Source organism: Trichocoleus desertorum AS-A10, from assembly GCF_039962155.1.
Taxonomy (GTDB): domain Bacteria; phylum Cyanobacteriota; class Cyanobacteriia; order FACHB-46; family FACHB-46; genus Trichocoleus.
Map to the genome: position 1 here is coordinate 83,136 of NZ_JAMPKN010000006.1, position 26,861 is coordinate 109,996.

The window sequence follows — 26,861 nt, forward strand, 5'->3', positions numbered from 1 at the left end:
AATCGCCTTTCTTTAACTTGTGGTTCAAAATCACTCAAAAGCGCTCTCTGACTTGCTATACCAGTATTGACAGTTTTCTGGATTTTCGAGATCAACCATTAAGGAGTGTTGCGATGCCTACCTATCCAGGAATTTCGAGTGAAGCATTTCGGCATCCCCTGGATCGCCAAGCAGAACAGGCTTTACGCAATGTCCCTGGCTTTGATCTCGTGGCACGGAAGTTTGTAGAATTCCTCTACGAACGGCCCCAACTGATTTATCTCATGGGCAATGGCATTCAAGTTGGTCCCCGTCAGTACGCCTCGATTTATCACATTTTTCGCGAATGTGTCCGTGACCTAGACATCTACCCAGAACCTTCCCTGTTTGTGGTGCAAAATCCTCTGGCCAATAGTTATGCCTTGGGAGAAGAGCATCCTTATATCGTCCTTCACACAGGACTGCTGGACTTACTCACCGATGCAGAAATTCGGGTAGTGCTAGCCCATGAATTAGGTCACATCAAATGCGGTCATACCACTTTGATCCAGATGGCAAACTGGGCGATTCAGATGGTGGCGGCGATCGGAGAAATGACGATGGGTTTGGGCAATATCGTTGGTAGTGGGTTAATCTATGCCTTTTACGAATGGCGACGCAAAGCCGAACTGACCTCCGATCGCGCCGCACTCCTAGCCACCGATGACCTGACGCTAGTGATGCAAACCATGATGAAAATCGCGGGCGGCAGTAGCAAGCATCTACAAGAATGCAGCTTGAATGAATTTATTCGTCAGTCCGAAAGCTACCAAGAGCTAGACCAAGATGGTCTGAATCAGATTTACAAGTTTTTGCTCTATAACGGCAACGGTTCTCAAGGCTCGATGCTTAGCCATCCATTCCCGGTTGAGCGCATCCGCTACATCCGCGAATGGGCCAGCTCAGAAGAGTACCGTCAAATTCGCCAAGGACACTATCAACACGCCGAAGCCGCAGGGGCCGTCAATACTTCTGCCAAATCCTCCCAAGCCGAAGCAGAGGAGTTACGGCGGCAATTGGCGGAACTACAAAAAGAGATCAATCGGATTCGACGGGACAAGTAGACCAAGATAAATAGAGCGATCGCAGGTGATTTCAGTCTAGAGCGATCGCCTTTGCTAAGTCGATTCAGCCCATCAGAATCACATTGTCAATGACGTGAATAATGCCGTTATCGGCTTCGATGTCGGGAGCAACCACCGTGGCGTTTTTGACTTCAAAGCCATCGGACAGATCAAGGCGAATCGGTGAACCTTCTACCGAAGTCAGAGAGTCTACCTTAGCCAAGTCAGCTTGAGTCCATTTCCCCGACACGACATGATAAGTCAGGATTCGCGCCAGCTGCGGGATATTTTGCAACAGCGTGTGGATGGTGCCAGGAGGGAGCTTGGCGAAGGCGGCATCATTCGGCGCAAAAACGGTAAACGGTCCTGGGCTTTTAAGCGTTTCAACGAGACCAGCCGCTTGTACTGCTGCCACCAACGTATTAAAGGAGCCTGCACCTACTGCAATATCAACAATGTCTGCCATAGCGTTTGGAGTTGAAGGGATAGGAACTAAAGAACAATAGGGTTGTAGGGGTGAAGCATTCGGCTAGGTATGTGTAAAACTCCTCGAAGGAGCCTCACCCGAATGCTTCACCCGCTTTCTCGGTGAAACATTTGTGAATGAGTCTGCTTAGCGATAGGACTGGGACTGAACATCTCGCAAGCGAGCTTCTGGACGCTTAAAGCGATCGATCTGGGCTTCAAAGAATTCTCGGTTGGCTTGCAAATGCTTCGGGTTCTGATCATCTAAGGGATAAAGCAACGCTGTCCGTAGCGCTTGAATCACCGCTGAGGTGACACAATACATCGATCGCTGGAAGCTCACCCCTAGCTGGATCAGCATGTCATCTTCGCCTCGGCAATGCTTCTGGTAATAGTCCACCAAGTAAGGTGGCAGAAAGTGCAACATATCTTGCATCAGTAATGTGGGAGGAATCCCTGCTGTTCCTACCGGGTTCACATCGGCGTAAAGAATACCGTAGTGGAAATCTTTTTGCTCGGCTGGCACTTGCTCAGCTTGAGCGTTGTAGGACTTGGTGCCTCGGAAGGGGGCGGTGCGGTAAAACACAGCTTCCACATAAGGGAGCGCGGCTTCATATAGCCAGGTAAAACCGCAAGATTTGGGGATGATTTCGTAGCATTCTCCGCCGATATAAACGTGGTGGTAGATGGGTCGTCCTGCTACGGCAAAGATACCATTCACCAAGAAAGTCATTGCTTCTGGGACGCTAGTGATTTCGCCGCAATCGTAGCGATCGCTCATCTCAAAGAACACCGGAGCCATCACTTCCCAGAACAACCCTAGGTTGGCGTAGTAAGACAACTGCCGCACCTGCTCAATAAACATTTCTGGGAACAGCTTGTAGAGGCCCAGCATGGCAGGGTTGCCTTTGAAGTAAGCCTTGATGGCGCGATCGGCGGCGGCTTTATATTCGGGAGTGTCGAGATAGGGGTCAAACTTGCCACCCATGCCCCGATGCCACAACATTGCCCGCATACAAGCTTCGGCAAATTCCATGTTGACGCGATCGTGCAACAGGTGATGGAACAACTTAGGCATCTGGGTAGTTTCGCCCTTCTGCATGAATGCTAGGAGTTCTGGATGGGCGGTTGCTTCCCCTCGCCAAATCCGCAAATCGGCGTCATCTCCGGCGTAGTGATTGTGCAGGTCTAAATATTCTTGGGGTAAAAAGTACTTGAAAAAGGGCAAGGGATTGAGGAAAACCCGCTCGGCAATGTAAAGGAGATCGCGCCAGTAGAAATCCATCGGCACTGCATAGGCTTTGTAGATACCGATAATTTGCATCAGGTTTTCTGGCGTATCAGGCAGCATGGCACCACCCGCTTCTAACCGATGAATCACCTCGGCAAATTCATGGTTAGAAGGAGGCAGTTTGGTTGCGGTTGCAGTTGTCATGTTGCAGATCTCCTTTCCGGGATAGGGATTAATTCAAGAAGCTGTAGTTAAGCGATCGCGTCGTATGTTCAGGGCGTGAACTTTGCTCAGGACATCATGAGTCCACTGTTCTCTAATCGGATTGAGCGGCTGGAGGGGTGAGAGCGACCTGCTGTGGGCTATGCTCGGCCACCATTGCTACGAGCGAATTGGTGGTGTTTTGGCTCCAGCGCACTAGGGCATTTGGTTGCACCCCTAATAGAACAATTAACGCGACTAGGGCGATCGCTGGAATTTTTTCTTCCCAGGTGACTTTAGGCAGGTAGCTGAGTTTGCCTTCTAAACGACCAAACAAAGCTCGGTTAATCAAAATCACAAAATAAACTGAGGTCAGCCCTGTGCTGGCTAAGCAGAGCAGCGTTTGCGCCGAAAATCTACTGTAGCTGCCTTGGAAGCTGAGAAACTCACCGACAAATCCGACCATTCCAGGAATTCCAGCACTCGCCATTGTCCCCAGGATTAAGGCTCCACTGATCAGTGGCAATCCCCGCTTGGGGTTCAACAATCCTTGCAGTTGGGTTAACTCGCGGCTGCCCGTTTTAGCCTCAATCACACCCACTAGATAGAACAGGAGGGCCAAGATTAAGCCGTGAGCCACCATCTGGCAGACCGCACCCAAAAGGCTCAGTTCCGTAGCAGCCGCACTGGCCAGCAAAACATAGCTGAGGTGGGAGACCGAGCTGTAGGCGATCATCTTCTTCATGTCGGTTTGGGCGATTGCGACTAAAGCCCCATACAGAGCGGTGACGACAGCAGCGTTAGCCAGCCAAGGTGCCACCACATTCCAAGCATCCGGGAACAAGCTGAGGCCGAAGCGGATCAAGCCATAGGTGCCCAGTTTGGAAACAATGCCGCCTAACAAAATCGAAACAGGCGTGGAAGCTTCGACATAGGCATCCGGTAGCCAAGTATGAAACGGTACCAGCGGCATTTTGATGCCAAAGCCCAAGATTAAAATCGAGAGCAATATGAGTTGCAGTCCCATTGGTAAGGTAGAAGCCAGCGCTTCCACTTCCACCGTAAAGGTGCTGGAGCCACTCGCCCAAGCCCAAGCTAAGAATCCAACCAGCAAGACAATTCCAGAGAGCGCTTGGTAGATCAGAAACTTGGTCGCTGCATAGCCTCGGCGATCGCCACCCCAAATCACGATGAGTAAATAGATGGGAATCAGCTCTATCTCATAGAACAAGAAGAATAACAGCAAGTTCTGAGCGAGGAAGGCTCCTGCCACCGCCGCACTGAGTAGGAAGATCAGCGAATAAAACAGCCGAGGGCGGGACACTTGCTCCGGTGTACTTTGGATCGCGATCCAGATCAGCAATCCATTCATCACTACCAATGGCAGTGACAAGCCATCAACTCCGAGCCGATAATCTAAGCCCAGCGGAGCAATCCAACTAATATGTTCTTGAAATTGCAGACCTGATGCTTGAAAGTCGAACTTGAGCGCTAAGAACACCGTAACGAGGAAAGTCAGACCCGCGATCGCCCAAGCCACAAAACGCGATCGCTGCGGGCTCCAGGTTTGCGGCCAAAATCCGATTAAAGCAGCGCCCAACACAGGCAGCCAAATGATTGTACTGAGCATGACGCGATTTACTCCAGCAAGATGAATCAATTAAACGAGCGTGATCGTTCCAGCATCTAAGTCGTAGTAAGCGCCCACCACTTTCAGTTGGCCTGATGCGATCAGATCGGCTAGTACTGTGGAGGCTTTGAGCTTGCTAGCTTGCAGCGACACATTGGCCTTCACTGACTTTGCCAGCGGATCACCTGTAAACTTGTTAGCGCGACTTAGAGCAGGTTTAATCGCATCGATCAAGCTGCCAATTTGTCCTGGCACCTGGGCACCCTTCATTGTGGCTTCTACAGCTCCACATCGTTCGTGACCGATTACCATAATTACTTTGGTTCCGAGCACCGCCGCCCCAAACTCCAAACTGCCAATCTCTTCAGGAGTTGCGACATTACCTGCAACGCGGCAGACAAATAAATCGCCAAATCCCTGGTCAAAAACAATCTCAGAAGGGATGCGTGAATCCGCACAGCTTAGAACAGCAGCAAAGGGATTTTGGCCTTTAGCAACTTCCTGGATTCTGGCCCAATCTTGACGAGGCTTTTCCAGTTTGCGGGTAACAAAGCGCTTGTTGCCATCCATTAATAGTTTCAGCGCTTGATCGGGAGTGAGGTCCTTTTTGTCAACTTTGGGCTTGGCAGCAGCGGGTTGAGCGGCTGGTTTGGCAACTGCTGGCTCCTTTGCTTGGGACTTAGCACCTAAGCCCACGGCGATCGCCCCACTACCTAAAGCACCTGCTCCAAACTTCAACATGTTGCGGCGAGAAAACTGTGATTGCTGCTGAGCCATGACTGTTTATCCTTTTATGCTTACAAATGCTGTCAACGAGGAACTAAAAACGATGGGGTCTAGAAAGACCAACTGACTAGAAATCCGATCGCAATCAAACTAAAAACCACCAACAGAACATATAACTGCGACTGACCAGATGCGGTATATCGCAACGCTTGGCCACTAAACAAAGTCACAAAACCGACTGCATTCACCGCGCCATCGACCACATGGCGATCGAACCAAGCCGTTAACCGAGCGCTGTAATTCACCAAGCTCACAATGGTCAGTTGATAGAGCCGCTGAATGTAAAAGTCGTGGGCAAAGAACTCTTGCAGAGGTTGCCAGAACAACTTGACAGGCTTGGGTAATGCGTTGCCAAGATAAATTGCGCCACCTAAACTACCGCCTAACACACTCGACCAAACGATCAACGGAGCTAATTGTTTGTTCAGGTCTGCCCAGTTTGGCAATAGATTAAATTGCTCTAACACCAAAGGCAGCAACAAGGTGAAGACAGTCAGCACAGTCATGGGTAAAGCCATCGGCCAACTTACTTCTGGCGATCGCTCAGTCATTGCGGTTGGCTGGCCACCAAACGTTAGGCCAAAGACGCGCATCAAACTGAAGGTCGTCAGCCCATTCACGATTAACAACACACCTACTAACCAAGGTCGGGTTGTCCACAGAGAATCGGCTAGCTGCAACAATCCCCAAAAACCGCCGAATGGAGGGAGCGCAATCAACCCACTGCCACCGACTAGCAAAGCTAAACCGGAGATGGGTCGCCGAGACCACAAACCGCCTAGCTGGGTTAAGTCTTGGCTAATCGTGGTCCAAATCACCGCTCCTGCGGCCATAAACAACAGGGCGAACGAACAGGACTGAGTTAACAGCAGTAACTGAGCTGCCTCTGGGTGTTGAGTGCCCACTGCAATAAACACCAAGCCCATGTAAGCGCTAACCAAGTAAGACAGCGCCCGCTTGATGTCAATTTGGGCGATCGCAATTAACGAAGCTCCTAGAGCTGTCGCAGTCCCGAACACTACCAAAGCCGTTAAAGCCACGGGAGAGAGGGCTAAAACAGGTTGCAGTTTGATCAGCACATAAGCCCCTGCCCCGACTACCACTGAGTTCCGCAAAATTGAAGCGGGGATTGGCGCTTCCATCGCTTCATCTAGCCACAGTTGAAAGGGGAATTGGGCACATTTACCTAGTGGGCCTGAAATCAGCGCCAAGCCTAGTAGTGTCGCACTTAAGGGAGAAAGATTGGCAGTTGCAGCCCATTCTCCTAGCTCTGTAAAATTCCAGGTGCCTGCTAAAGGGAAAAGTGCGATTACGCCCATAAAGAGGATTAAATCGCCGACTCGCTTCGTCCAGAAGGCATCTCTGGCTCCAGTCATTACCAATGGCTGTGCGAACCAAAATCCGACTAAAAGGTAGGTTGCCAGGGTTAGCAGTTCTAGAAAAACGTAACTAAAAAACAAAGAGTTACAGAGAGCTAGACTGCATACCCCCGCTTCAAAAAAGCCCATCAGGGCAAAAAAGCGAGCCCAACCCCAGTCCATCTCCAGATAGCCGATCGCAAAGAGTTGGGTGAGTAAGTTCAGCCCAGTGACGACGGCGATCGCGCTAAGAGTCACCGGGGATACCAAGAATGCAAGATCAATTTGCAAACCTGCGGCATGTAGCCAAGGGAAAAAGATTTGTTGAGGCGCTTGTTGTCCGATCGACCAAAGGGCCAACAGACTGTGGCCAAACGCCAAAGTGGTCATTAGTAGGTTGAGATAGCCTGCGGGCCGTGGACCGACGCGGTCTAGCAAGCCTGGTGACCAAGGAATCGCCAGTACCGTGCCCACTAAGGCATAGCAAGGAATCAACCAGATGCTCTCCAAGAGAAGCTGGCTCATAGCAAGTGCCTAATTGTGAAAAAACAGCAGTTAAAACGAGTTAACTACTTGCAAGCTCAGGGGGCACCCGACAGATAGCTTGGAAGCAATCAACTAGTTCGCTCTATGAGCATCATAGAGTGACTTCGTTATAAGTAAAAGTCAATATGTCAAATATTTTCCATAGACTTAAGTCTATGGAAAACCCTTTTATTAATGCAAAATTGTGATTGCTTAAATAGTTATGCCCAAAGGCAGTAGTAAATCACGCATGTTTTAAGGATTGCAATATAGACATTGGGCTGGGTCGACAGTTGTTAAACCGTTGGGAAAGAGAACTTCTTCAGAAGAATGACATTTTTGGCATTCATATCTCACGCTGCGAGTCAACCGAGTTGGGGAGTGACAATGGGCACAAAGTAGACCTGGTAGAGCCTCTACGATCGCAAATCCAGGGCAACCGCATTGAGGACAAACCTGACGAATGTTTCTCACCAAGTCTTCAGTTGCAGCAGCGATCGCCTGCATCCGAGTGGGATTATGCATGGCTCGCATGTCGGTTTCGATATGGATTCGGCTTGAGGTGGATTGGGCCACAGCTTGCATCACGGCTTCGTAAAGTGCTGTTTCTGTCCCGATTCCCTTAAAGATTGCCGACGGATTTTTAGTGTAGCGATCGCTCATCACAATCAAGCCATGAGTCGGAAATCCCGCTTTGATAGCAAAGGCTTGAGCTTCTGCATAGCTGGTGATTGTTTGCCAGGCAAAATTAGTTTCTGTGGAAAGGGTTTGTCCCACAATTTCGATTTCTTGCCGTTGATCCAACAACAAAACAATTTCGCGATCGCAAGACACCCAAGGAATTTGTGGGTGAGGTCCAAAGGCTCCTTCACTCGCGATCGCCAGTGTTTCTCCAGTTAGAGCTAGGGCTTGCTTTGCCTTTAATCGGGCTGTTTCCAGTTGACTTCCGGGACGATTTTGCTCTCTAGTAAAAGTACCAAAGCGATCGGTATCCAAGTCGGGTGGCACTACAATTTTGAGGCCCAATTCCAACTCTAAAATTGGGGCAATCACCGTTTCTTTTTGGTGCATGCTTGCTAGGACAGCAACACGATCTTGAAATCCAAGAAGCTCTGGCATTTGACGCACGCTAATGATGAGATGACTTGGAATTAGTATTGTGAATCACCCAATAACTGATAGCTAAAGCAAAAATTGCGATCGCCAAACCAATTAAATCTAATCCTGACGTTTTGCCAAAATCTAAAATAATAATTTTACGAGCAACCGCCACAATTGAAGTGACAATAACCAACTCAACCTGAATCACATGCTTTCGGAGATAAGCCGTAATATTTTCCAGAATCTCCAAAGCAATTAAAACATTTAAGAACAGCCCAAAGATCTCAAGTAAATCTTTACCCAGGATATTATAAGGCGGTAATAGTAAATCCTTGATTAGGACAACTCCCAAATCAACGATCGCAAATAAAATAACCACTATCATCGCGATCGATAGAGCTTTGGAAGCCAGATTCTCCAGCTGTTTCACACGGATGAGAAAAGCTTCATCATCGCTCCAATCAGAAATTTGGCTTCTAATTTCTTTCCACATGTGCTTGCTCATCCACTGTTTAGAAAAACCTCTTCCCAAACCCCTCTCCCACGGGAGAGGGGCTTTAAGTCTTGTCTTAGAGAGGTTGGGGGTTAGGTTTCTAGTTATGTTTGTGGGCGATTTGTAAGGTTGCCAGGGCGATCGCGCTGGTAAGAACAAAGAGAAAACTTGTAAAGTTGAGCGTGGGAGTCGAATCTTGCGTGGCCCAATTGAGCATGAAGAGTAAGCTAGAAGTTGCCGAAGCCATGACTAGATACCTCAAAAATCAAGGAGTTAGCAGCACACTGGAGTTAAAAATAGACCTTAGGGAGAAATGACTCAACCAACGTCATCATGGGCGAAACGGTGGTAGAGAAAGTCAAGGGCTTGGTTGCGTAACTTGTAGTAGTGTGGATCTTCCATAATCCGGGCGCGATCGCGGGGGCGAGGGAAGGGAATGGTCATAATCTCACCAATATTGGCAGCAGGGCCATTGGTCATCATGACTAAGCGATCCGCTAAGAATAGCGCTTCATCGATGTCGTGGGTGATCATCAGAACCGTACAGCGATGGTCGTTCCAGATTTTGAGCAGTTCTTCTTGTAACTCTTCCTTGGTGATCGCATCCAACGCACCAAAGGGTTCATCCAAAATCAACACCTCTGGCCGAACGGCGAGGGCACGGGCGATCGCCACCCGTTGTTTCATCCCTCCAGACAGTTGTGTTGGCTTTTTGTCAGCCGCTTCCGTCAGCCCCACTAAGGCGAGATGGTCACGGGCGATCGCCATTTTTTCGGCTTTAGACTTTTGCTTATGCACCGCGTCAATGGCAATGTAGACGTTTTCCAGTGCGGTTTTCCACGGCAACAGTGCATAATTCTGAAACACGACCATGCGATCAGGGCCAGGTTGGGTGATGGGTTGCGATCGCAGCTTTACCTCCCCACGGGTGGGAGTGGCGAACCCGGATATCATGTTCAGCAGCGTTGACTTGCCACAGCCAGAGTGACCAATCACACAGATGAACTCTCCCTGCTGCACCGTCAAGTTCACGCCTTGCAAAACGGGATAAGGACCGTTAGCAGTTGGGTAGATCTTGGCGACATCTTGAATGCTGAGAAACGGTTCGGAGGAGGTAGCAACTGAGCTGCGCTGTTTGGTGCTGCTGGTCTCGGAGTTTGTATAAGCAAGGGGACGATTGTGCATCGGTGGAGCTCAACTTTTTAAGATTGGGTGGAGAAAAGCCTGAAGTTCAGCTCCCCAGGATTGGGGGGCTAGGGGGCAAAATACTAGGCAGCTGTGCGGGTGGAAGCCTGAACTGCTACATCTGCGACGCTGAAGGCACGTTTGATCTTCAAGTGATTGAGATAGGCGATTGGGTCATCGGCGTTAAATGGCACCTGATCAAACAGTTGAATCGGGGTGCGGTTGTAGTTCACTTCTAGGCCTAATTCGCGAGCAGCCGTGCTGAAGACTCCAACTCGACAGATCCGCTCCAAAATTTCCACCCAATTACGCGGAAATGGCGTGTCTCCCCAGCGGGCCAACTGAGTCATAATCCATAACTGTTCGGTGCGACTGGGGCGGTTAATCACCCCTTCTCCATAAAACTGATGGTGGGCATACTCTTGCATGGGCCGATCGAGGTCACAGATAGTGGGGTCATGCTCCTCAATCTGGATATAGGCCATGTCTGTGCTGAGATACTCGCGGCGAGCTAGAATTTCGCGAACTTCTGCGGCATTGCCGGGGTCAGCACAATATTGACCTGCTTCTAGCAACGCTTTGACTAAGGCGATATGAGTATTGGGGTAAGCGGCGGCCCACTCTTCCCGCACTCCTAGAACTTTACCCGGATGCCCTAGCCAAATTTCTAGATCCGTGGCAATGACGAAACCTGCTCCTTCTTCGGTAGCACGCATATTCCAAGGTTCGCCCACACAGTAGCCATCAATCGTCCCTGCCTGGAGGTCTGCCACCATTTGTGCGGGGGGAATTGTGGTGAGAGAGACATCTTGATCTGGGTCAATGCCTCCAGCCGCTAACCAGTACCGCAACAACAGGTTGTGCATAGAAGAGGGATGGACAATCCCCATTGTGTGTCGCTGGTGAGCGGTGCGCTGAAGATATTTCCGGAAATCCGAGAGGCTATACACGCCCGCCTCATAAAAGCGCTTGGCTAAGGTGATGGCGTTGCCATTCCGGGTCATGGTGAGGGAGGTCACTGTGGGTAGCGAGCGGTTCTCATGCCCTCCCAAGGTTAACCACATTGGCATTCCAGAGGGCATCTGCGCCGCATCCAAATATCCGCCGGATATGCCATCGACAATACCTCGCCAACTGGTTTCCCTCACCAACGTGACTTCATCTAGGCCATGCTTGGCAAAGAATCCTTTTTCTTTGGCGACCGCCAGAGGCGCACAGGCAGTCAACGGCACAAAACCAATTTCTAAATTGACTTTTTCTAAACCATGACGAGCGATCGCAGTGGTTTTTCGCGCCCGAAGCTTTTTAATGCGTTTTTGCTGGTTTAAGAAGTAAATAATTTCACTGCGTAAGCTGTAGTAACTCGGATGTTCCACCACTTCCAAGCGCTTGCGAGGTCGTGGGATATCCACCTCTAAAATCTGCCCAATTTTGGATTCTGGCCCGTTGGTGAGCATGACAATTCGATCGGAGAGCAGCACGGCTTCATCCACATCGTGCGTCACCATAATCGCTGTGACTTGGTTCTCCTCACAGATTTTCATGAGCTGTTCTTGCAAGTTGCCACGAGTCAGGGCATCCAAGGCTCCAAAGGGTTCGTCGAGCAGCAGCAGCTTGGGCCGAATTGCCAAGGCACGGGCGATCGCTACCCGCTGTTTTTGGCCTCCGGATAACATCGCGGGGGGCTTGTCGGCGTGGGGGCGTAATCCCACCATGTCGATGTGCTGTTCCACAATGGAGCGGCGCTCACTCACCGATAAATCTTTCATCACCGCGTTCACCGCCAAGGCAATGTTCTCGCGCACGGTTCGCCAAGGCAACAGGGAGTAATTCTGAAACACCACCATGCGATCGGGGCCTGGTTGGGTGATCTTTTTTCCTTCTAGCGTCACGATGCCTTCTGTCGGGAGATCTAGCCCTGCCACCATGTTCAGGAGCGTGGATTTGCCACATCCGGAGTGACCAATCAGGGAGACAAATTCTCCTTTTTTGATTTGCAGGTCAATGCCTTTCAGCGCAATATACTCTTGACCGCCGGACAGGTGAAAGACTTTATCAATTTGATCAACGGCAACAAAGGTAGACATGGTTCATCTCGGAGGTAGGGTTAACAACGCCTGCCTGTATCCTCTCAACTGGCAAAGGCGTGAGTTTGCAATTGGAGTACTGCTGGCGAATGCAATGAGTGATGGAGCGATCGCCGCTATTTCTGTTCCGCAGGGACAATTAACGATTCGACATAAGCCATTGCTTTATCTAGCAGGAGACCCACCACACCGATGTAAACCAAGGCCAAGATAATCTCGCTGATTTTGTTAGCGTTCCAGGAATCCCAGATGAAGAAGCCAATCCCCACACCCCCGACCAACATCTCTGCCGCAATAATCGCCAACCAAGATAAACCAATCCCGATTCTCAGACCTGTGAAGATGTAGGGCAAGGCAGAGGGAATCAGGATGCTGGTGAAATATTCCTGTTTCGAGAGCTGCAAGACTCTAGCGACGTTGTTGTAGTCTTGGGGGATTTGCCGAACGCCTACCGATGTATTGATCAAAATCGGCCAGATAGAAGTAATAAAGATGACGAAGATAGCCGCAGGTTCATTTTTCTGCAACGCTGCTAGGGAGAGGGGCAACCAAGCTAGGGGAGGAATGGTGCGTAACAACTGAAAGAGGGGGTCAAGGGATTTGTAGATCCCAGTATTGACTCCAATCAGGATACCGAGTCCGATGCCCACAATCGCAGAAGCTGTAAAGCCCACAGCGACGCGCTTCAAGCTAGCCAACAACTGCCAGAACAAACCAACATCGGTACCGCCGCGATCGTAAAAAGGATACAAAATCAAAATCCAAGTCTCTTGCACCACCTGAATTGGGCCAGGAAGTGTAGCTCCAGGCAGCCAGCTAAACAATTGCCAAATCGCTAAAAAGATAGCGATCGCGATCGCAGGTGACTTAACCGCCTTGAATAGGCTACCAACAGAACCAAGTAGATCAAAGCTACGACGGCGGCTTTTGAGGCTGATAGTCATTTGAAAAACTCTCCTTGATGTTGCTTCTTAGGGTTTGGAGCGGGACTAAAATGGTCTACTTACACACGTTTAATCTGGAGACTGTCGAGATAAGCTTTGGGGTTTTCCGGGTCAAATTTGATGCCATCAAAGAAGGTTTCCACACCACGGGAAGTACTTTGAGGGATATCCGCAGCAGCAACTCCTAATTCCTTGGCAGCTTCTCGCCACAAGTCTTCGCGGTTAACTGCGTCAATAATTGTTTTGGCTCTCGCTAAGGTATCCGGAGGCAAGAAATTCCAACGCACGCTCTCGGTGAGGAACCAGAGTTCATGACTCTTGAAAGGATAAGAAACGCTTCCCTTCTCGCCTTTCCAATACAGAGGAGCCATTGAGCGATCGTCAATTACGCGACCTGTGCCCATGTCGATTTTGCCCATGAAAGGATCAAGGAGGATTTTGACGGACACGTTGAGGTATTGCCGACTGGCTAGGATTTCAGACAATTCTTGGCGATTGTTGAAGTCATCGCACCACTGCTGGGCTTCCATCACGGCTTTAAGAATTGCTCTAGTAGCCTTGGGGTGTTTATCTACCCAATCAGCCCGAATCGCCAGATATTCCTCCGGGTGCTCCTTCCACATCTCAGCCGTCAAAGCTGCCATATAACCAACCTTGTCAGCCACAATCCGGTAGGGCCAAGGATCTCCGGTGCTAAAAGCTCCCATTGTGCCAGTCTTCATGTTGGAAACCGTTTGGGCTGAGGGAACTGGTAGCAGACTGATGTCATTATCTGGATCAATCCCGCCTGCGGCGAACCAATAGCGAATCCAGAAGTCTTGGTTCACATGTGGAAAAGTGTGTGCCGCCACAAACTGGGCTCCTAGAGATTTCTCTTTGCTGATTACCCCTTTTGCTTGACTGGCATTTAAGGCAAACCCAGCCTCCCGATACTTATTCGCGATCGCAATCCCATTGCCATGTGTAACGAGTTGCAATAGGTTGTACATCGGGATTTTTTTATTACCCTTCGTGATAATCCCTTCTGAAATCAGGTGAGGCATCGGCATCTGATATTGCCCTCCATGCACGCCGCCACCTTCGAAGCCCGTTTCTGTGTTGTCTCGCATGGTGCCCCAAGAAGACTGCTTATCGAGCACCACATCACTCATGCCATGCCTCGCAAAAAAGCCTTTTTCTTTGGCAATGATCAGCGGAGCAGACTCGATAATAGGGATGTAACCCAGCTTGATCGTGGTGGTTTCTGGCCTTTGCTCTGGGCTCAAGTTAGCTGCTGAGACAGGTTGTACGGCTTGAGACCTAGTAAATGAATCGGGAGGATTTCCTAAACAGCCGTGGAGAAATATGGAGCCCACCGCAGAGGCTCCAGCCGTGATCAGAAACTTGCGACGCGAAACCGAACGATCAAACGGGCTCATATCCTATCCTTAGAAACTCAGAGGTGAATAGCGCGGCTGTCCTCGAAAGAACACCAATATCAATCCTCTAGAGACAAAGAGGCTCTAGATGCAATTAAGCTGAGGCAGAGTTTCGTGAACGGATGACTAGACCCAATGCCGAATCATCAGTTTGACGGACTCTTGCTGCTGAAATAGGTAAAAGTCAGGAGGGAAAGCACAACCCCAAAGCCTGCGATTTGGGACTGTGCAACGTCTTGTGGAAGGGAATTGAACTTCTCTATAGTCAAGATAATACTCTTAGAATCCCATAAAGAAAATACAATGTTCCTGATTTATGGCATAGATTATTCTCTATGGCAGAGGCATTAAAGCTCTGGAGTATGGAAGCTGTTGGCAGCAATCGGGTGAGCGACTAATCCGTCCGCAGAGGGGTAGAAGTAGATGATGCCAAGGGGAAGTTTTCGTAGCTGTTCCAGCGCTGACCGTTATGCAGCAGTAAGGTTAGGTGCAACGCAAGGAACTCAAACTCTAAAGACCGATGTTGAAACTCTGGCCAAGCGGCGCGGAAGTTTTGCTTAGACAAGTCTCGGAACGCTACCGTCATGTGTGGGGCAAACGGACGTTGTTTTGCTTTCTGATCAACAATTCCCAGTGCTGTTTCCATATGAGCGATCAAAGCTTGGTGCAGATCGAGCAGGGCGGGAGTTCTTAAAACATTGATATAAATCACCCGTGGCACAAAGGCACTAAACCCGGATAATGAGATAGGGATAGGGGTTTGAGCGATCGCAAACTCACTCAAACTCTGCTTCAGTGTGTCAATCTCATCCATTGACCACCCGAAGGGAGCCTGTAACGTGATATGCGGCGGAGATTTTTGAGCAGCTCGACTGGCGTATTGCTCAGCGAAGTACTGCTTAATCTCGTTCGCATAGTCCTGAATTGGCTGCGGCGGCAACAAGGCAACAAAGAAGCGACGTTTTTGCTGGTTCAAAGTGCAAGCTAATCTAGACAGGCTACCTAAATTGATACACCGTTATAAGGAAGACATGCATGCCCTGGTTCGTGAAAATTGAAAAAGGTTTAGTAGATAAACCGCTTTTTGACAAATACGTCCCAGATCACAAAGCTTATGTGCAATCTCTGATTGAGAAGGGACATCAAGCCAAAACGGGTTATTGGGCACAACGAGGAGGAGGGATGTTGCTCTTTAAGGCAGAGTCAATGGATGAAGCGGCTGCAATCGTGGCTCAAGACCCACTCGTACAAAATGGCTGTGTGGATTATCAACTTTATGAGTGGCGAGTTGTAGTTGAATAAGCTGTAGTTAAATTAACTGCTGGCAGTCACAAAGTTTTTATTTTTTATTGAAGCGTAAATTATGAGTAAGGATAGTACAGGCTACAAAATCGTTAGTGATAACCGCCAAGCTCGGTTTCAGTATGAGATTCTGGAAACCTATGAAACGGGTATTGAGCTGAGGGGAACCGAAGTCAAATCTATTCGCGCCGGACAAGTCAACTTGCGAGATGGATTTGCTTTGGTGCGTGATGGAGAAGTGGTGTTGCTCAATGTCCACATCTCTCCTCACGAAACCACCAACCAAGCGTTTAACCACGACCCTCGTCGCACCCGCAAGCTACTGATGCATCGCGAAGAAATTCGCAAGCTGATTGGTAAGGTGGAGCAGCAGGGATTAACTTTAGTGCCGCTAAAAATGTATATGAAGCGGGGTTGGGTGAAAGTCGATTTGGCCCTCGTGAAAGGTAAGAAGCTGCATGACAAGCGGGAAGATCTGAAGCGTCGTGATGACAAGCGAGACATGGAACGAGCAATGAAGCGCTAATAGTCCTTACTGTTTCGCAACGGTTTGTTTCACAAGGCCAACAAGGGCGAACAGCCGTTCGCCCCTATAGTCAGATTAGGTTTGGGGTAACTCAGCAGATGAGTTTTTGTCTGCCAAAGGTTGAGGTACATAGTAACTAGCAATGATCGCGATCATCAGCCACCAAAGCGTACTGATTTGAGGCCGATACCAAACCGTATCGACAAGGCCATGCACCAACATACCGACAAGGCTGGCGATCGCAGCCATTAGCCAAAAGCCCTCTCGGCTGCCTATGTTTCGTAGGCGTTGCAGTTGCAGCCACCCTTGAGTAAACGTAGTTAATAACAACCAAGCAAAACAGGTTAGGCCAATAAGTCCCGTCTCTACTATGATTTCCAGGAGAATCGAGTAAGCGCTCAAGGCACTGTAGCGGGGCGACACCATGTAGGTGGGATAGATTTTGTTAAAGACGGTATTGCCAGGACCCACTCCCAAGATGTAGTTAGGCAACAAACGATTATCTGGATCATCTTGGATCAGCCGAATCACCCCAGCCCACACATTGATCCGAAAATTATTGCTACTGTCTCCCCTGCCTGCAAAGATACTAGCCACGCGATCGCGCAATGGCTCCACCAACAGCACGGCCAGCACTAGAAAGCCTGTGACTCCCCCTAAAACCATGGGTAGCAGCCAAGTTTGCCAGAAGCGAGGTAAGCGTGTACTCAACCAATGGGTTAAGAGCATCAACAAGACAAAACCAGCGGCCACAACCCCAATCCAGCCACCCCGACTAAAGGTCAGCATCAAGCAGCTTGTATTGACTAAGGTCATGGTCGCAGCCAACGCCTTCGCGGGCCATCGTCGCCAAGCAAAGCAGGCTGCAATACTAAAAGCGACTGCTGGAACCAAATATCCTGCAAGCAAGTTGGGATTTCCTAGATAGCTGTATACCCGCGTTGTCTTAGCCAGAGGTGATTCTGGATCAACCCAAGTAGCCAAGGCAGTCGTGCCTAGACGCCACTGCTGTAAGCCGTACACACTAACAATCAAGGACACGTGTAAATAGAGCGTAATCACCCAAGAGCGGAGTCTAGGCGATCGCAAAATACGGGCCATCAAAGCAAACAGCACGAGATAAAGTGTGAGCTTGCCCCAACCCACCAACGCGGCTTGCTTCACCGGAGATAGAGCCGTTGCAACTGTCGAAACCCCCCAGTACAACAAGACTAATAAGTGAATGGGGGTGCTAAATTTTGACTCAGCTGAGTCTGAAATTGTCAGGAGTGCCCAATAGCCCAGACAGGCAGCCAGCAGCATGCCGATCAAGCCATTAGAGACGAACGGAGCGAGGCCAAAGACAAAACTCAGCAGTAAGGCTCCAATGGGTTCCGACCATTGCATCAGCCAACTACTTTGCCGCCATGCTTGTAATGGGCCGACCAGTCGATATAAATAGCTCCCACCCCGCCACTGAGCCAGGGACAAATTGGCGAGAGTAAGCTGTTGCCACGCTGAGTTCATAGGCTGTTTTCTGTCGGTCAAAGGGAAACGGCTGTAGCTACCGCAAAGGTCATTGCCATTATCCCTAAAAACAACCCTTCAGCAAGCTCGGTCCGGAAGAATCCTGATCAGAGGACTTCCTCTAGTTCAGTCATTTGCGGCAAACTGACCACATAACGATATCCTGACTCCGGGGTCCCTTGGATCGAGACTTGCCCACCATGCATCTCTGCTAACTGGCGGCTCAAAAGCACTCCCAAACTTTCGCGAGAACCAATTTCCTGACTAGATTCTACGGCTTCTGCCGTTTCTGCGGCAGTTAGAGCACTGGTGCTTGTAGTCCCGATCGCCAAGCCATTGTCTGCATTATTATTCCAGGTCTGATGCCCAGAATAGGCTGTCTCAGAGCCATTAATTCCGGCAGGAGTAGGAGCTTGATAAGTATAGAGTTCCGTGTTGGGCAGACTATCTCCTAACCAAGGATGAGAAACCCAAATTGCAATATTCAGTCGATTTTGCTTCCGAGAAACATGAATCCGGACAATGCTTCCGGCACTTGATGCCTGGATAACACCAAACACTAAGTGATACAGAATCTGTCTGACTTTATTTTTGTCTAACAACCAAATGCGAGAACCTGGCTCAATGCTTAGGCGAATTTGTTGTTCACGCCGATTCGCAGCCTGCTCCAAAGTATTGATCGCTTGCTGGCACAACATCTCAATATCTACAGAAGCCAGGTTGAGCGTTTCAGCGCGATCGTCTAGTGTTCCTAGCTCTAGAATTTCATTCACTAACGAGAGGAGATACTGTCCGCTCTGATAGATAATGTTGAGATATTCTTTTTGCTTAGTCGTAAGCGGGCCGTAAATCTCCCGATTCAACACACTCGCCATTCCCATCACTGAGGTTAAGGGGGTGCGTAGTTCTTGAGTCAGTTGGGCCAGCAACTGAATTTTGACTGGATTGTTGAAGGGCGCTTGGACTAACGCTAATTTTTCTGCCTGACTAACATTCCGGGCTGCTTGCTCCAATGAAATGGCAAGAGCACTGGTAGAGGCGACATTGATTTCATAACCTAACTCACCTTCAACAGAGCCTGGGAGACCCTGAACGTGAGGAGCTATTTGCTGAGCTTTGACAAGACGATTGCGCTCAAACTCACTCATACTCCATCGGGCTGTGAGTTCTAAGAACTGAATCTCCCGGCTAGTGAAATTACGGGGGACTAAATCCATCACAGCTAAGGTACCTAGGCAATTGCCAGCGGAGTCTACTAAGGGAACGCCTAAGTAAGCCCGGATACGATAACGTTGTGCTAGCAAGCTAGTGGCAAAGTCTGGATCGGCACTAGTGTCATTAATCGCTAAGACTTGCTGGTTCTCAATCACCTTGCTACAGAAAGAATCACTGCGTAGCATCTGGCGAGAGGCGGCCAACTCATTCATCAGACCTAGCCGAGACAAGCCTACCGCTGACTTAATCCATTGGCGGTCTTGATCAATAACACCCAACATACAAACAGGGATGTCTAAAAAGAGGGCAGCTGTTTGTGTAGCCTCTTCAAAAACTGGAACACTTTCTGCCTCTAGCAGCCCCAAGTCTACCAACGCTAACAAGCGTTGCTGTTCTTGAGCTGAGCTTGCCAAGCTGTTGTGATGAAAAAATAGTCTGTTTTCAGGGTTCATTATTCTAACCCCTACCCCCATATGTGTTGACCATGTGACTCATCTAGCTCTTACCAAGGGTAGTCAACTATACAGAGAATGCCCTAACTCTGTGCTTGACAAACGTGGTGAAGTGAAAGATTAACGAATTGAATGATTAATGAACCAACCCTAAAATCTGCTGCACTTGGCTCACAATCGTCTCTGCCATCACTATGCCCAAACCTAAGATGCAATCAACATTCTAGAGTCCGTTGAATCAGGTATCTGGATGATGCTATGAGATGTAAATTGATGCCATACCTCAGAGAATATACTGATGCCAACCATGAAACTATCTAGAATTTGAAATAGGACATATTAGACAGGGAGAGAAATCAATTCAGGACTCCTCAATAAATAGGGCGACCCAAGACGAAGGCGTGATTTGGGCCTACAACTCTTGGCTACGCTACACTTTTCAGGTGTAGTAGAAAAATTCCCGGAAAAAGTAAAAATTTTATAAAGCCGCAGTATCAAATTAAGCTCTTAAATACAAGGTTATAGTACCTTTGGCGGGTCACATATTTTTGGGTTCAGCCAGGATTTATTCCTGCGTATGCCTTAGATTGGAGTGCTAACTGTTTGGGTGACTGAGCACACTTTTGCCAGTGCTATTTGGCGGTAGGAGCGCTAAGCCACGCAGGGTGAGCTAGGAGGGCGGCCATTACTCGCACGCCTCGTAGCTGGTTAGACAGGGGTAGATGGCCTCTAGGAGCGCTAAGGTTCCAGGTAAACCCTCGAGGATAGCGGGTCCAGTTGTTGGCAGCTTTCCAGCCAATTTTGGGCCAAAGCTTGTCCCAGTCTTTGCCAACGCTTAGCCAGATTTCTCGCTGCACAGAAAAGCCAAATTTGCCTTCGGAATGCACCAACCAGAGGCTGTTAATGGTTTGTAAATCTGTGATTGGTAGGCTACCGACTTCTGTAAAGTAGACCCATTTACGCTGGGCTGCGGCAGAACCCGCTAATTCACAGAGTTTCTCTAAGGTAAGGCGATCGGCTGCTTCTAATTCTTGTTGAGCCAGTAACTTTTGCAGTTCGCTGTAGTCAATGTTGCGCTCAGAGCGCAGAGGAACAATACCTGTAGGGAAATGGGTTTGAAGAAATTCTGTGGCTTTGGGGGAGTTGGCTGCATAAAGCGCTTGATACGCTGTGCCTTCAACGAAGCTTGAAACGGCAGCACGGCGCTCTAGCAGAAACTCCATCAATAAGGCTAGCCCGACTTCGTCTGACTGAATGATGTCTTGCAAGGCTTGCAACTGAGTCTTAGGGGAGTCAGACTTTAACTTGAGCCGGAGGTCGTCTAGGTGACTCGCGGTATGGGTTGCAGAAGAGAGATTTGAATCAGTAGTGAAACCGCTCATGTCAAGTTGCTGCAATTCATTCATGGACTGGAAGCTCTTGCCCAACGCAGGCTGGAAAAATTAGCTGGAATCTAAATGACCGCGATCGCTGCTGGATAGCCGCGCCTCAGAAAGCTCATTTTATCCGCTGGACTGCAAAATTCGATTGATGATGGCTGTGGAAGAGGTAGGTACTTCTACAGGAACAAACTCTATCTGCCCCCCACAGGCTCGGACACTGGACGCTTCTGGTAAAATCTCCAGCTGATAGTCCCCGCCTTTGACATAGACATCAGGTTTGAGGGCCGTAATTAGGGGGTCAGCGGTGGTTTCTGCAAAGACAACGACTGCATCTACAGGTTTGAGCGCTGCTAAGAGTTCGGCTCGCTGCTCTGCTGGAACAATTGGTCGGGGCGGCTGTCCTGGTGTGTTAGGTTTAATGGCGGCAACAGAAGCATCATGATTGAGACCAACCACTAGCGATCGCCCTAGAGTTTTTGCCGACTGGAGGTAGCGAATGTGCCCAACGTGGAGTAAGTCGAAGCAACCATTAGTAAATACCAAAGGTCGCCAACGGCTTGGCGCTGCGGCAATTGCTTGCTGTAGTTCAGTCAAAGTATAAACGCCAGGAATCATCAGTTAGCTTTGCTCTCAGCAGTCAATCTAATTTCCTGCGGAGATGCTCCGCCCAACCCTTATGGTACCAACAAATCACTCCGTAACTCTGCTGAGCCTGGATTCGGCTTAGTTACTCTGCCTCTTTCGCTTCTGTGCGGGGATGATAGCCTCTCTCAAAGGCAAAGCGAACGAGCTGGGAACGATTTTCTAGCTGCAACTTACTCAGGATATTGCTGAGGTGAGTTTGCACAGTGCGGGGACTGACAAATAAGCGATCGCCAATTTGCTTGTTGGTATAGCCTTGAATCACTTCCCAAAAGACTTTTTCCTCAGCGGGAGTGAGCGGTAAGGGAGTGGGACTGGCTTCAGTAGTAACGTTGGATTGCTGAATTAAGCGGATGATTTCGGCATGAGTGCGGCGCGATCGCTCTAACTGGGCCTCAATTTTGGCGACTAGTTCCCTAGGCTCAAACGGTTTAATTAAGTAGTCATCTGCGCCAATGTCATGCCCTTGAATGCGGTCTTCAACTTCTCCTCGGCTAGACAGAAAGATAAAGGGTACAAGCTGACCAGAGCGCATGGCCCGAAGACGGCGACAAAATTCGAACCCGTCCATTTCTGGCATCATGACATCCGATACAACTAAATCCGGAGAGCTTTGTTCAAAAGCTGATAGTCCTTCGACTCCAGAGCCAGCGTCTTGAACCACGTATCCACGATTTTGGAGGTAGCGTGTTAAAGCGATTCGTAAAGTAGTATCGTCATCGACGACTAAAATTCTTTTCATCCAAGCTCTCACGCACGCAGTACAAACAGCTTAACAGGCACTCAATCTATTCCTAATATGGGTTGTATATCAGTTTGCTTAAGATTGCTGAAGCAAACTAGGAATGATTTTTGTTGATATACCAGTCCTAAATAATTTATGAAATTGGCGTTGTGAAAAGCGCACCTCCGGGATACGACTCTGACAAACCATGGGAGATCGCTATAATTCTGCCTTGATTTACTAAAAATACTTCTATTGCCATTTCTATTGTAAGAATTCCCTCCTATCAGCTCACTATTTAGGTTGTGTACTTTAGGAATGTTGCTAATTCATTCAAGAATTTGGAGCCAACCAGAGCTGGTTGTGTCCTAGCAGTGCCACAAGCCTGATAGCCTACCAGAGAAATATGGAGCATGGATAGCCGCGTCAACAAAAGTAACTTGGTTCAGATTGAGTGTTTTTTTACCCGCGCGATCGCTTAGCATATTCCCCTGAACCCTTTTGCTGTGTGGTAATCAGGAGCCGCTGTTAGGTTATGTACGAAAAGCTTACGCCCCCCGAAACTGGAAGCCGCATTACGTTTGAGAACGGAGAACCCATTGTTCCTGACAACCCGATTGTGCCGTTTATTCGGGGAGATGGTACGGGAATTGATATTTGGCCAGCAGCTCAAAAGGTGTTTGATGCCGCAGTCCAAGCAGCTTATGGCGGCAAGCGCCAAATTGCTTGGTTCAAGATTTATGCTGGCGATGAAGCTTGCGAGAAGTATGGTACCTATCAGTACTTACCAGAAGACACCTTAAACGCCATCAAGGAGTATGGAGTCGCGATTAAAGGGCCGCTCACAACTCCGGTGGGTGGTGGCATTCGCTCGCTCAATGTGGCTCTACGTCAAATTCATGACCTTTATGCCTGTGTGCGTCCTTGTAAGTATTATCCAGGTACCCCTTCGCCACACAAAAGCCCAGAAAAGCTGGATGTGATTGTCTATCGGGAGAATACTGAAGACATTTACCTAGGCATTGAGTGGCGGCAGGGCAGTGAAATCGGCGATCGCTTGATTAAGTTGCTAAACACCGATTTGATTCCTGCGACTCCAGAGCACCGCAACAAACAAATTCCCTTAGATTCGGGGATTGGCATTAAGCCTATCAGTAAGACAGGCTCTCAGCGTCTCGTGCGACGAGCCATTAAACATGCGCTACGACTTCCCGCGAAAAAGCAAATGGTGACTTTAGTGCACAAAGGCAACATTATGAAGTACACCGAAGGTGCATTCCGGGATTGGGGTTATGAGTTAGCTACAACTGAGTTTCGTCATGAATGCGTGACAGAGCGAGAGTCTTGGATTTTGGGTAACAAAGAAGGCAACCCTAACCTTTCTGTAGAAGACAATGCTCGCCAAATTGAACCAGGTTACGACGCTCTGACTGAGGAAAAGCAAGCGCAGATTCGTCAAGAAGTGGAAACAGTGCTTAACGCTATTTGGGATACCCACGGCAACGGTCAGTGGAAGACCAAAGTGATGGTGAATGACCGCATTGCAGATAGCATTTTCCAGCAGATCCAGACTCGACCGGATGAATACTCGATTCTGGCCACGATGAATCTGAATGGAGACTACTTATCTGATGCGGCAGCGGCGATCGTCGGGGGCTTGGGCATGGGGCCTGGGGCCAATATTGGTGATAGTTGTGCCATCTTTGAGGCGACTCATGGCACGGCTCCTAAGCATGCTGGGCTCGATCGCATTAATCCTGGGTCGGTGATTTTATCTGGGGTGATGATGCTGGAATATATGGGCTGGCAAGAAGCAGCCGACCTGATCAAGAAGGGAATTGGTGCGGCAATTTCTCAGGGTGAAGTCACCTATGACTTGGCTCGCATGATGGAACCTCCGGTAGAACCACTAAAGTGTTCGGAATTTGCTGAAGCAATTATTCAACACTTTAATGATTAAGCGACTAGAAAGAGCAGCCTAGAAGCTAGAAGGCAGGAGCCAGAACTTTATAGTTTTCTTGGTTCCTGCCTTTCTGGTAAGGTTTGGCTCAATGATTTACGGGTTGGAGAAGGTATTAATTTGTCCGCCTCCAATGTTTCGTCCTGGAACCCGACGCGGCGTGGAGAAGGGCTGTTGATTCAGCTGGCTGGGCTGAATGCCTGCATTGCCAGAAAAGCCAGAGTTGTTGAAGCCGTTGTTGTTTTGAGATCCTGAAAAAGAAGACTGCCCGAAGTTGGAGCTTGAGTTAGTGCTCGGCACCACTGGAGCGATCGCCGGGGCATCAGGGACAACAGGCGCAATCCCGGAGGGGAGGCTGCTATCTGGCTGGGGCTGAGTCAAATAGTTAAAGGAGTTGCTAGGAGGAGCACTGCTCACACCTGGAGTGGAACTGTAGTTGATGCCGCCATTACTAAAACCAGGAGCGATCGCGTTGGGTTGAGCAGAGGGCTGAGTGGAGCTAGGCGCAGTACTGTTATTGTCCAGTCCAGTCCTTGAGCTTGATGTAGAACCGCCCGCAGCATTTTTCTGTAATTGAGCCTGCTCTATTGCGGTTTGAAGGGCACTAACAGGGGCCGAAGCAGGAGTACTAGAGGTGTTCGGCAGATTTAAACTAGGGATAGTGGAAGCTTTAGGGGTAGCTAATAAAGCACTTGGCGCTGTAGTGGGCAAGCCAGGCGCGTTAAGCCCTGTAAATCCAGGCGTTGCTCCGTCTACGGGTTGACTGGGTAAACCCCCGTTAGAACTGAGCAAGGGTGATGTAGCCGATCCGGAGGGAGCAGATAAACTGTTGCTGGGCATGCCGTTGCCGTTCTGAGTAGTGCCTGGGTTCTTAGGTTTCAGCAGCTCACTAAACAGGCTAGGCTTGGTACCTACCTTGTCCTTGCCGCCTTCCTGCAGATTTTGGGCTTGGTCAACGGGAGCGCTGTTAAGTTGGTTTAGTAGTAGCGGCAAACTGTCAATATCCGCGCCAATGGCTCCATCTTCCGATGAGACGGCAGGATTAAACCCACCCTCAACATTCGTAGCGCTCTGAGTATTTTCAAACCACTCTGGATGCAACCAATATTCCAGGGTAAATAGCACAATCAGCATCAAGATGATGCCAGGTCCCCATACCATAGGCTGCTTTAGAGCCCGTAGTCTGGCTTTTAGGTGACTAACTGGAGCAGGAAGCTGTTTCGAAAATGGCATGGCACTACGCAGCAAAGTGAATAGTCGCAGGTCGTTACAGTCAGAATAACTTCAGTTGCTCAGATATCCAAGCTTGGGATAACGAGTCTGAGTTTAACTTTAACTAAAACCTGTTTACGTTCAATCTAAGTTCAATTAGCTCCACAACGCCTCTAACGTCCGGAGCACTTCATGAAAGTTTTGATGCTGATACCAACCAACTTTACTTGAGTTGCTGCCTCAAGTGTCTTGGTGACGAAACTGAGTCCGAGCTGGGGTAGTCACAGCACCGACCGGAACTAGGTGCTTCTGTTTGATCAAATTTCGGTTTTGTAACTTTGTCTTCCATTCGCGAATAGCGATCGCGGTTCGGGTGATGGGAGACTGGTAACCATCAGCTGCTCCAGCGGTACTTGGATGCTCTGGTTCAGGGCGGTGGGGTTGTACCGTCATGCAATTGGAAAGGCTATCCAGATAGGGCTCTAGATTGAGTGCCCGGAGTAAAGCCTCGGCTGATGGGTAGCGATCGCGTGGCGCATGGTGCAACATCTTGGTGAGCACGCGACCAAAATGCTCGCTGACTTGAGCTGAGCCCTGCCAGTCAATTTCCCCTGTACTGGGGTCGTAGTCAAAATCGAAGGGGGACTTGCCTGTGAGCAGATACACGCAAGTAACGCCCAAAGCGTAAATATCACTCGCAAAGACTGGGCGCATAGACAGTTGCTCTGGCGGAGCGAAGCCAACAGTGCCAATAAAATGCGTAGTAGGGGCTCGCTGACTGGTGTCTTCCAATCGTGCAATCTGCTCCTTGACAGCACCGAAGTCAATCAAGACAAGCCGACCGTCATCTCGGCAACGAATAATATTTTGGGGTTTAATGTCTCGGTGGATGACTCGGTGGCTGTGAACGTAGCGCAGAAGCGGCAGCATCTCTACCAGAAATCGCTTTACCACTGCCTCAGATTGGGGACCGTAGCGCCGAATCTCCCGGGCGAGGGTAGAGCCACGGACGTATTCTTGCACGAGATAGAACTCGCCGTCCGCCTCAAAGTAGTCCAATAATTGAGGAATTTGCGCGTGACTGCCTAATTTGCTAAGAGTTTTGGCTTCTTGCTCAAATCGCTTCCGGGCTCGATCCAACGTCACAGGATCGTTGACTTTGGGACACAGTTGCTTAATGACACAGAGCGGGTGATATGGCAAGGAGACATCCCGCGCTAGGAAAGTGACCCCAAAGCCACCGCGACCTAGAACACGCAAAACCTTGTAGCGATCGCGAAACAACTGGATTGAACCACAAACTTGACCTGGTGCCGTTTGGTTCAGGATGTTAGCGCGAAAATTAGATAGATCTGCTAATGAAGGAGCCATCAGACTTTACTCATGACTGCTGGAATAAAAGATTCCAAGCCAGCTTCATACAAACTTTAACTG

24 protein-coding genes are annotated in these 26,861 nt (G+C 49.3%); 4 read left to right on the forward strand and 20 right to left on the reverse strand.

What is annotated here, in order from left to right:
- Nucleotides 1-113 precede the first annotated feature (113 nt).
- Nucleotides 114-1,082: a M48 family metallopeptidase gene (locus NDA01_RS11125; protein ID WP_190439476.1), complete on the forward strand. Its 969-nt coding sequence runs from the start codon at nucleotides 114-116 to the stop codon at nucleotides 1,080-1,082.
- A gap of 64 nt (nucleotides 1,083-1,146) precedes the next feature.
- Here the strand turns inward: NDA01_RS11125 and NDA01_RS11130 are convergent, their stop codons facing one another.
- From NDA01_RS11130 to NDA01_RS11190, 13 genes are all read right to left on the reverse strand, one after another.
- A complete protein-coding gene (locus NDA01_RS11130) occupies nucleotides 1,147-1,548 on the reverse strand; it encodes a fasciclin domain-containing protein (RefSeq protein WP_190439473.1) in 402 nt (133 codons plus the stop codon).
- A 147-nt stretch (nucleotides 1,549-1,695) separates the two neighbouring features.
- Nucleotides 1,696-2,982, reverse strand: a complete 1,287-nt coding sequence (locus NDA01_RS11135) for a CO2 hydration protein (RefSeq protein ID WP_348227988.1) — start codon at nucleotides 2,980-2,982, stop codon at nucleotides 1,696-1,698.
- 112 nt (nucleotides 2,983-3,094) lie between these two features.
- Nucleotides 3,095-4,609: an NADH-quinone oxidoreductase subunit M gene (locus NDA01_RS11140; protein ID WP_190552248.1), complete on the reverse strand. Its 1,515-nt coding sequence runs from the start codon at nucleotides 4,607-4,609 to the stop codon at nucleotides 3,095-3,097.
- Between the two features lie 30 nt (nucleotides 4,610-4,639).
- Nucleotides 4,640-5,386: a carbonic anhydrase gene (locus NDA01_RS11145; protein ID WP_348227989.1), complete on the reverse strand. Its 747-nt coding sequence runs from the start codon at nucleotides 5,384-5,386 to the stop codon at nucleotides 4,640-4,642.
- A gap of 59 nt (nucleotides 5,387-5,445) precedes the next feature.
- Complete coding sequence (locus NDA01_RS11150) at nucleotides 5,446-7,278, reverse strand: NAD(P)H-quinone oxidoreductase subunit F (RefSeq protein WP_348227990.1); 1,833 nt, start codon at nucleotides 7,276-7,278, stop codon at nucleotides 5,446-5,448.
- A 255-nt stretch (nucleotides 7,279-7,533) separates the two neighbouring features.
- Nucleotides 7,534-8,349, reverse strand: coding sequence for a DUF6671 family protein (locus tag NDA01_RS11155; RefSeq protein WP_348227991.1), 816 nt, complete (start codon nucleotides 8,347-8,349; stop codon nucleotides 7,534-7,536).
- 58 nt (nucleotides 8,350-8,407) lie between these two features.
- Nucleotides 8,408-8,872 (reverse strand): phosphate-starvation-inducible PsiE family protein, encoded by a 465-nt coding sequence (locus NDA01_RS11160; protein WP_348227992.1) that lies wholly within the window; start codon nucleotides 8,870-8,872, stop codon nucleotides 8,408-8,410.
- A gap of 100 nt (nucleotides 8,873-8,972) precedes the next feature.
- Complete coding sequence (locus NDA01_RS11165) at nucleotides 8,973-9,119, reverse strand: hypothetical protein (protein WP_190560896.1); 147 nt, start codon at nucleotides 9,117-9,119, stop codon at nucleotides 8,973-8,975.
- A gap of 71 nt (nucleotides 9,120-9,190) precedes the next feature.
- A complete protein-coding gene (locus tag NDA01_RS11170; protein ID WP_348227993.1) occupies nucleotides 9,191-10,057 on the reverse strand; it encodes a nitrate ABC transporter ATP-binding protein in 867 nt (288 codons plus the stop codon).
- Nucleotides 10,058-10,140: 83 nt separating this feature from the next.
- Nucleotides 10,141-12,144: an ABC transporter ATP-binding/substrate-binding protein gene (locus NDA01_RS11175; RefSeq protein ID WP_348227994.1), complete on the reverse strand. Its 2,004-nt coding sequence runs from the start codon at nucleotides 12,142-12,144 to the stop codon at nucleotides 10,141-10,143.
- 116 nt (nucleotides 12,145-12,260) lie between these two features.
- Nucleotides 12,261-13,088 carry a nitrate ABC transporter permease gene (gene ntrB, locus NDA01_RS11180; RefSeq protein ID WP_348227995.1) on the reverse strand — a complete coding sequence of 276 codons (828 nt, stop codon included), beginning with the start codon at nucleotides 13,086-13,088 and terminating at the stop codon, nucleotides 12,261-12,263.
- 59 nt (nucleotides 13,089-13,147) lie between these two features.
- Nucleotides 13,148-14,506, reverse strand: a complete 1,359-nt coding sequence (locus NDA01_RS11185; protein ID WP_348227996.1) for a CmpA/NrtA family ABC transporter substrate-binding protein — start codon at nucleotides 14,504-14,506, stop codon at nucleotides 13,148-13,150.
- A gap of 394 nt (nucleotides 14,507-14,900) precedes the next feature.
- Nucleotides 14,901-15,482 (reverse strand): 2'-5' RNA ligase family protein, encoded by a 582-nt coding sequence (locus NDA01_RS11190; RefSeq protein ID WP_348227997.1) that lies wholly within the window; start codon nucleotides 15,480-15,482, stop codon nucleotides 14,901-14,903.
- Between the two features lie 59 nt (nucleotides 15,483-15,541).
- On the opposite strand from NDA01_RS11190, the gene NDA01_RS11195 reads away from it, so the two are divergent.
- On the forward strand, nucleotides 15,542-15,808 hold the full coding sequence (locus NDA01_RS11195) for a YciI family protein (RefSeq protein WP_190439423.1): 267 nt from the start codon (nucleotides 15,542-15,544) through the stop codon (nucleotides 15,806-15,808).
- Between the two features lie 61 nt (nucleotides 15,809-15,869).
- Nucleotides 15,870-16,334 (forward strand): SsrA-binding protein SmpB, encoded by a 465-nt coding sequence (gene smpB / locus NDA01_RS11200; RefSeq protein ID WP_190439420.1) that lies wholly within the window; start codon nucleotides 15,870-15,872, stop codon nucleotides 16,332-16,334.
- Nucleotides 16,335-16,409: 75 nt separating this feature from the next.
- Here the strand turns inward: smpB and NDA01_RS11205 are convergent, their stop codons facing one another.
- The 5 genes from NDA01_RS11205 to NDA01_RS11225 all read right to left on the reverse strand — a co-directional run bounded on the left by NDA01_RS11205 (nucleotide 16,410) and on the right by NDA01_RS11225 (nucleotide 22,273).
- Complete coding sequence (locus tag NDA01_RS11205; RefSeq protein ID WP_348227998.1) at nucleotides 16,410-17,840, reverse strand: IctB family putative bicarbonate transporter; 1,431 nt, start codon at nucleotides 17,838-17,840, stop codon at nucleotides 16,410-16,412.
- 107 nt (nucleotides 17,841-17,947) lie between these two features.
- Nucleotides 17,948-19,507: a GAF domain-containing sensor histidine kinase gene (locus tag NDA01_RS11210; protein WP_348227999.1), complete on the reverse strand. Its 1,560-nt coding sequence runs from the start codon at nucleotides 19,505-19,507 to the stop codon at nucleotides 17,948-17,950.
- A gap of 632 nt (nucleotides 19,508-20,139) precedes the next feature.
- Nucleotides 20,140-20,913, reverse strand: a complete 774-nt coding sequence (locus NDA01_RS11215) for a GUN4 N-terminal ARM-like repeat domain-containing protein (protein ID WP_431193378.1) — start codon at nucleotides 20,911-20,913, stop codon at nucleotides 20,140-20,142.
- A gap of 96 nt (nucleotides 20,914-21,009) precedes the next feature.
- Nucleotides 21,010-21,504, reverse strand: coding sequence for an adenylyltransferase/cytidyltransferase family protein (locus NDA01_RS11220; RefSeq protein WP_348228000.1), 495 nt, complete (start codon nucleotides 21,502-21,504; stop codon nucleotides 21,010-21,012).
- Nucleotides 21,505-21,616: 112 nt separating this feature from the next.
- Nucleotides 21,617-22,273, reverse strand: coding sequence for a response regulator transcription factor (locus tag NDA01_RS11225; RefSeq protein WP_348228001.1), 657 nt, complete (start codon nucleotides 22,271-22,273; stop codon nucleotides 21,617-21,619).
- 517 nt (nucleotides 22,274-22,790) lie between these two features.
- Here NDA01_RS11225 and NDA01_RS11230 point away from each other — a divergent pair.
- Nucleotides 22,791-24,215 carry an NADP-dependent isocitrate dehydrogenase gene (locus tag NDA01_RS11230; protein WP_348228002.1) on the forward strand — a complete coding sequence of 475 codons (1,425 nt, stop codon included), beginning with the start codon at nucleotides 22,791-22,793 and terminating at the stop codon, nucleotides 24,213-24,215.
- A 96-nt stretch (nucleotides 24,216-24,311) separates the two neighbouring features.
- Here the strand turns inward: NDA01_RS11230 and NDA01_RS11235 are convergent, their stop codons facing one another.
- Nucleotides 24,312-25,448, reverse strand: a complete 1,137-nt coding sequence (locus NDA01_RS11235) for a hypothetical protein (protein ID WP_348228003.1) — start codon at nucleotides 25,446-25,448, stop codon at nucleotides 24,312-24,314.
- 219 nt (nucleotides 25,449-25,667) lie between these two features.
- Nucleotides 25,668-26,798, reverse strand: coding sequence for a protein kinase domain-containing protein (locus NDA01_RS11240; protein ID WP_348228004.1), 1,131 nt, complete (start codon nucleotides 26,796-26,798; stop codon nucleotides 25,668-25,670).
- Between the last annotated feature and the right edge of the window lie 63 nt (nucleotides 26,799-26,861).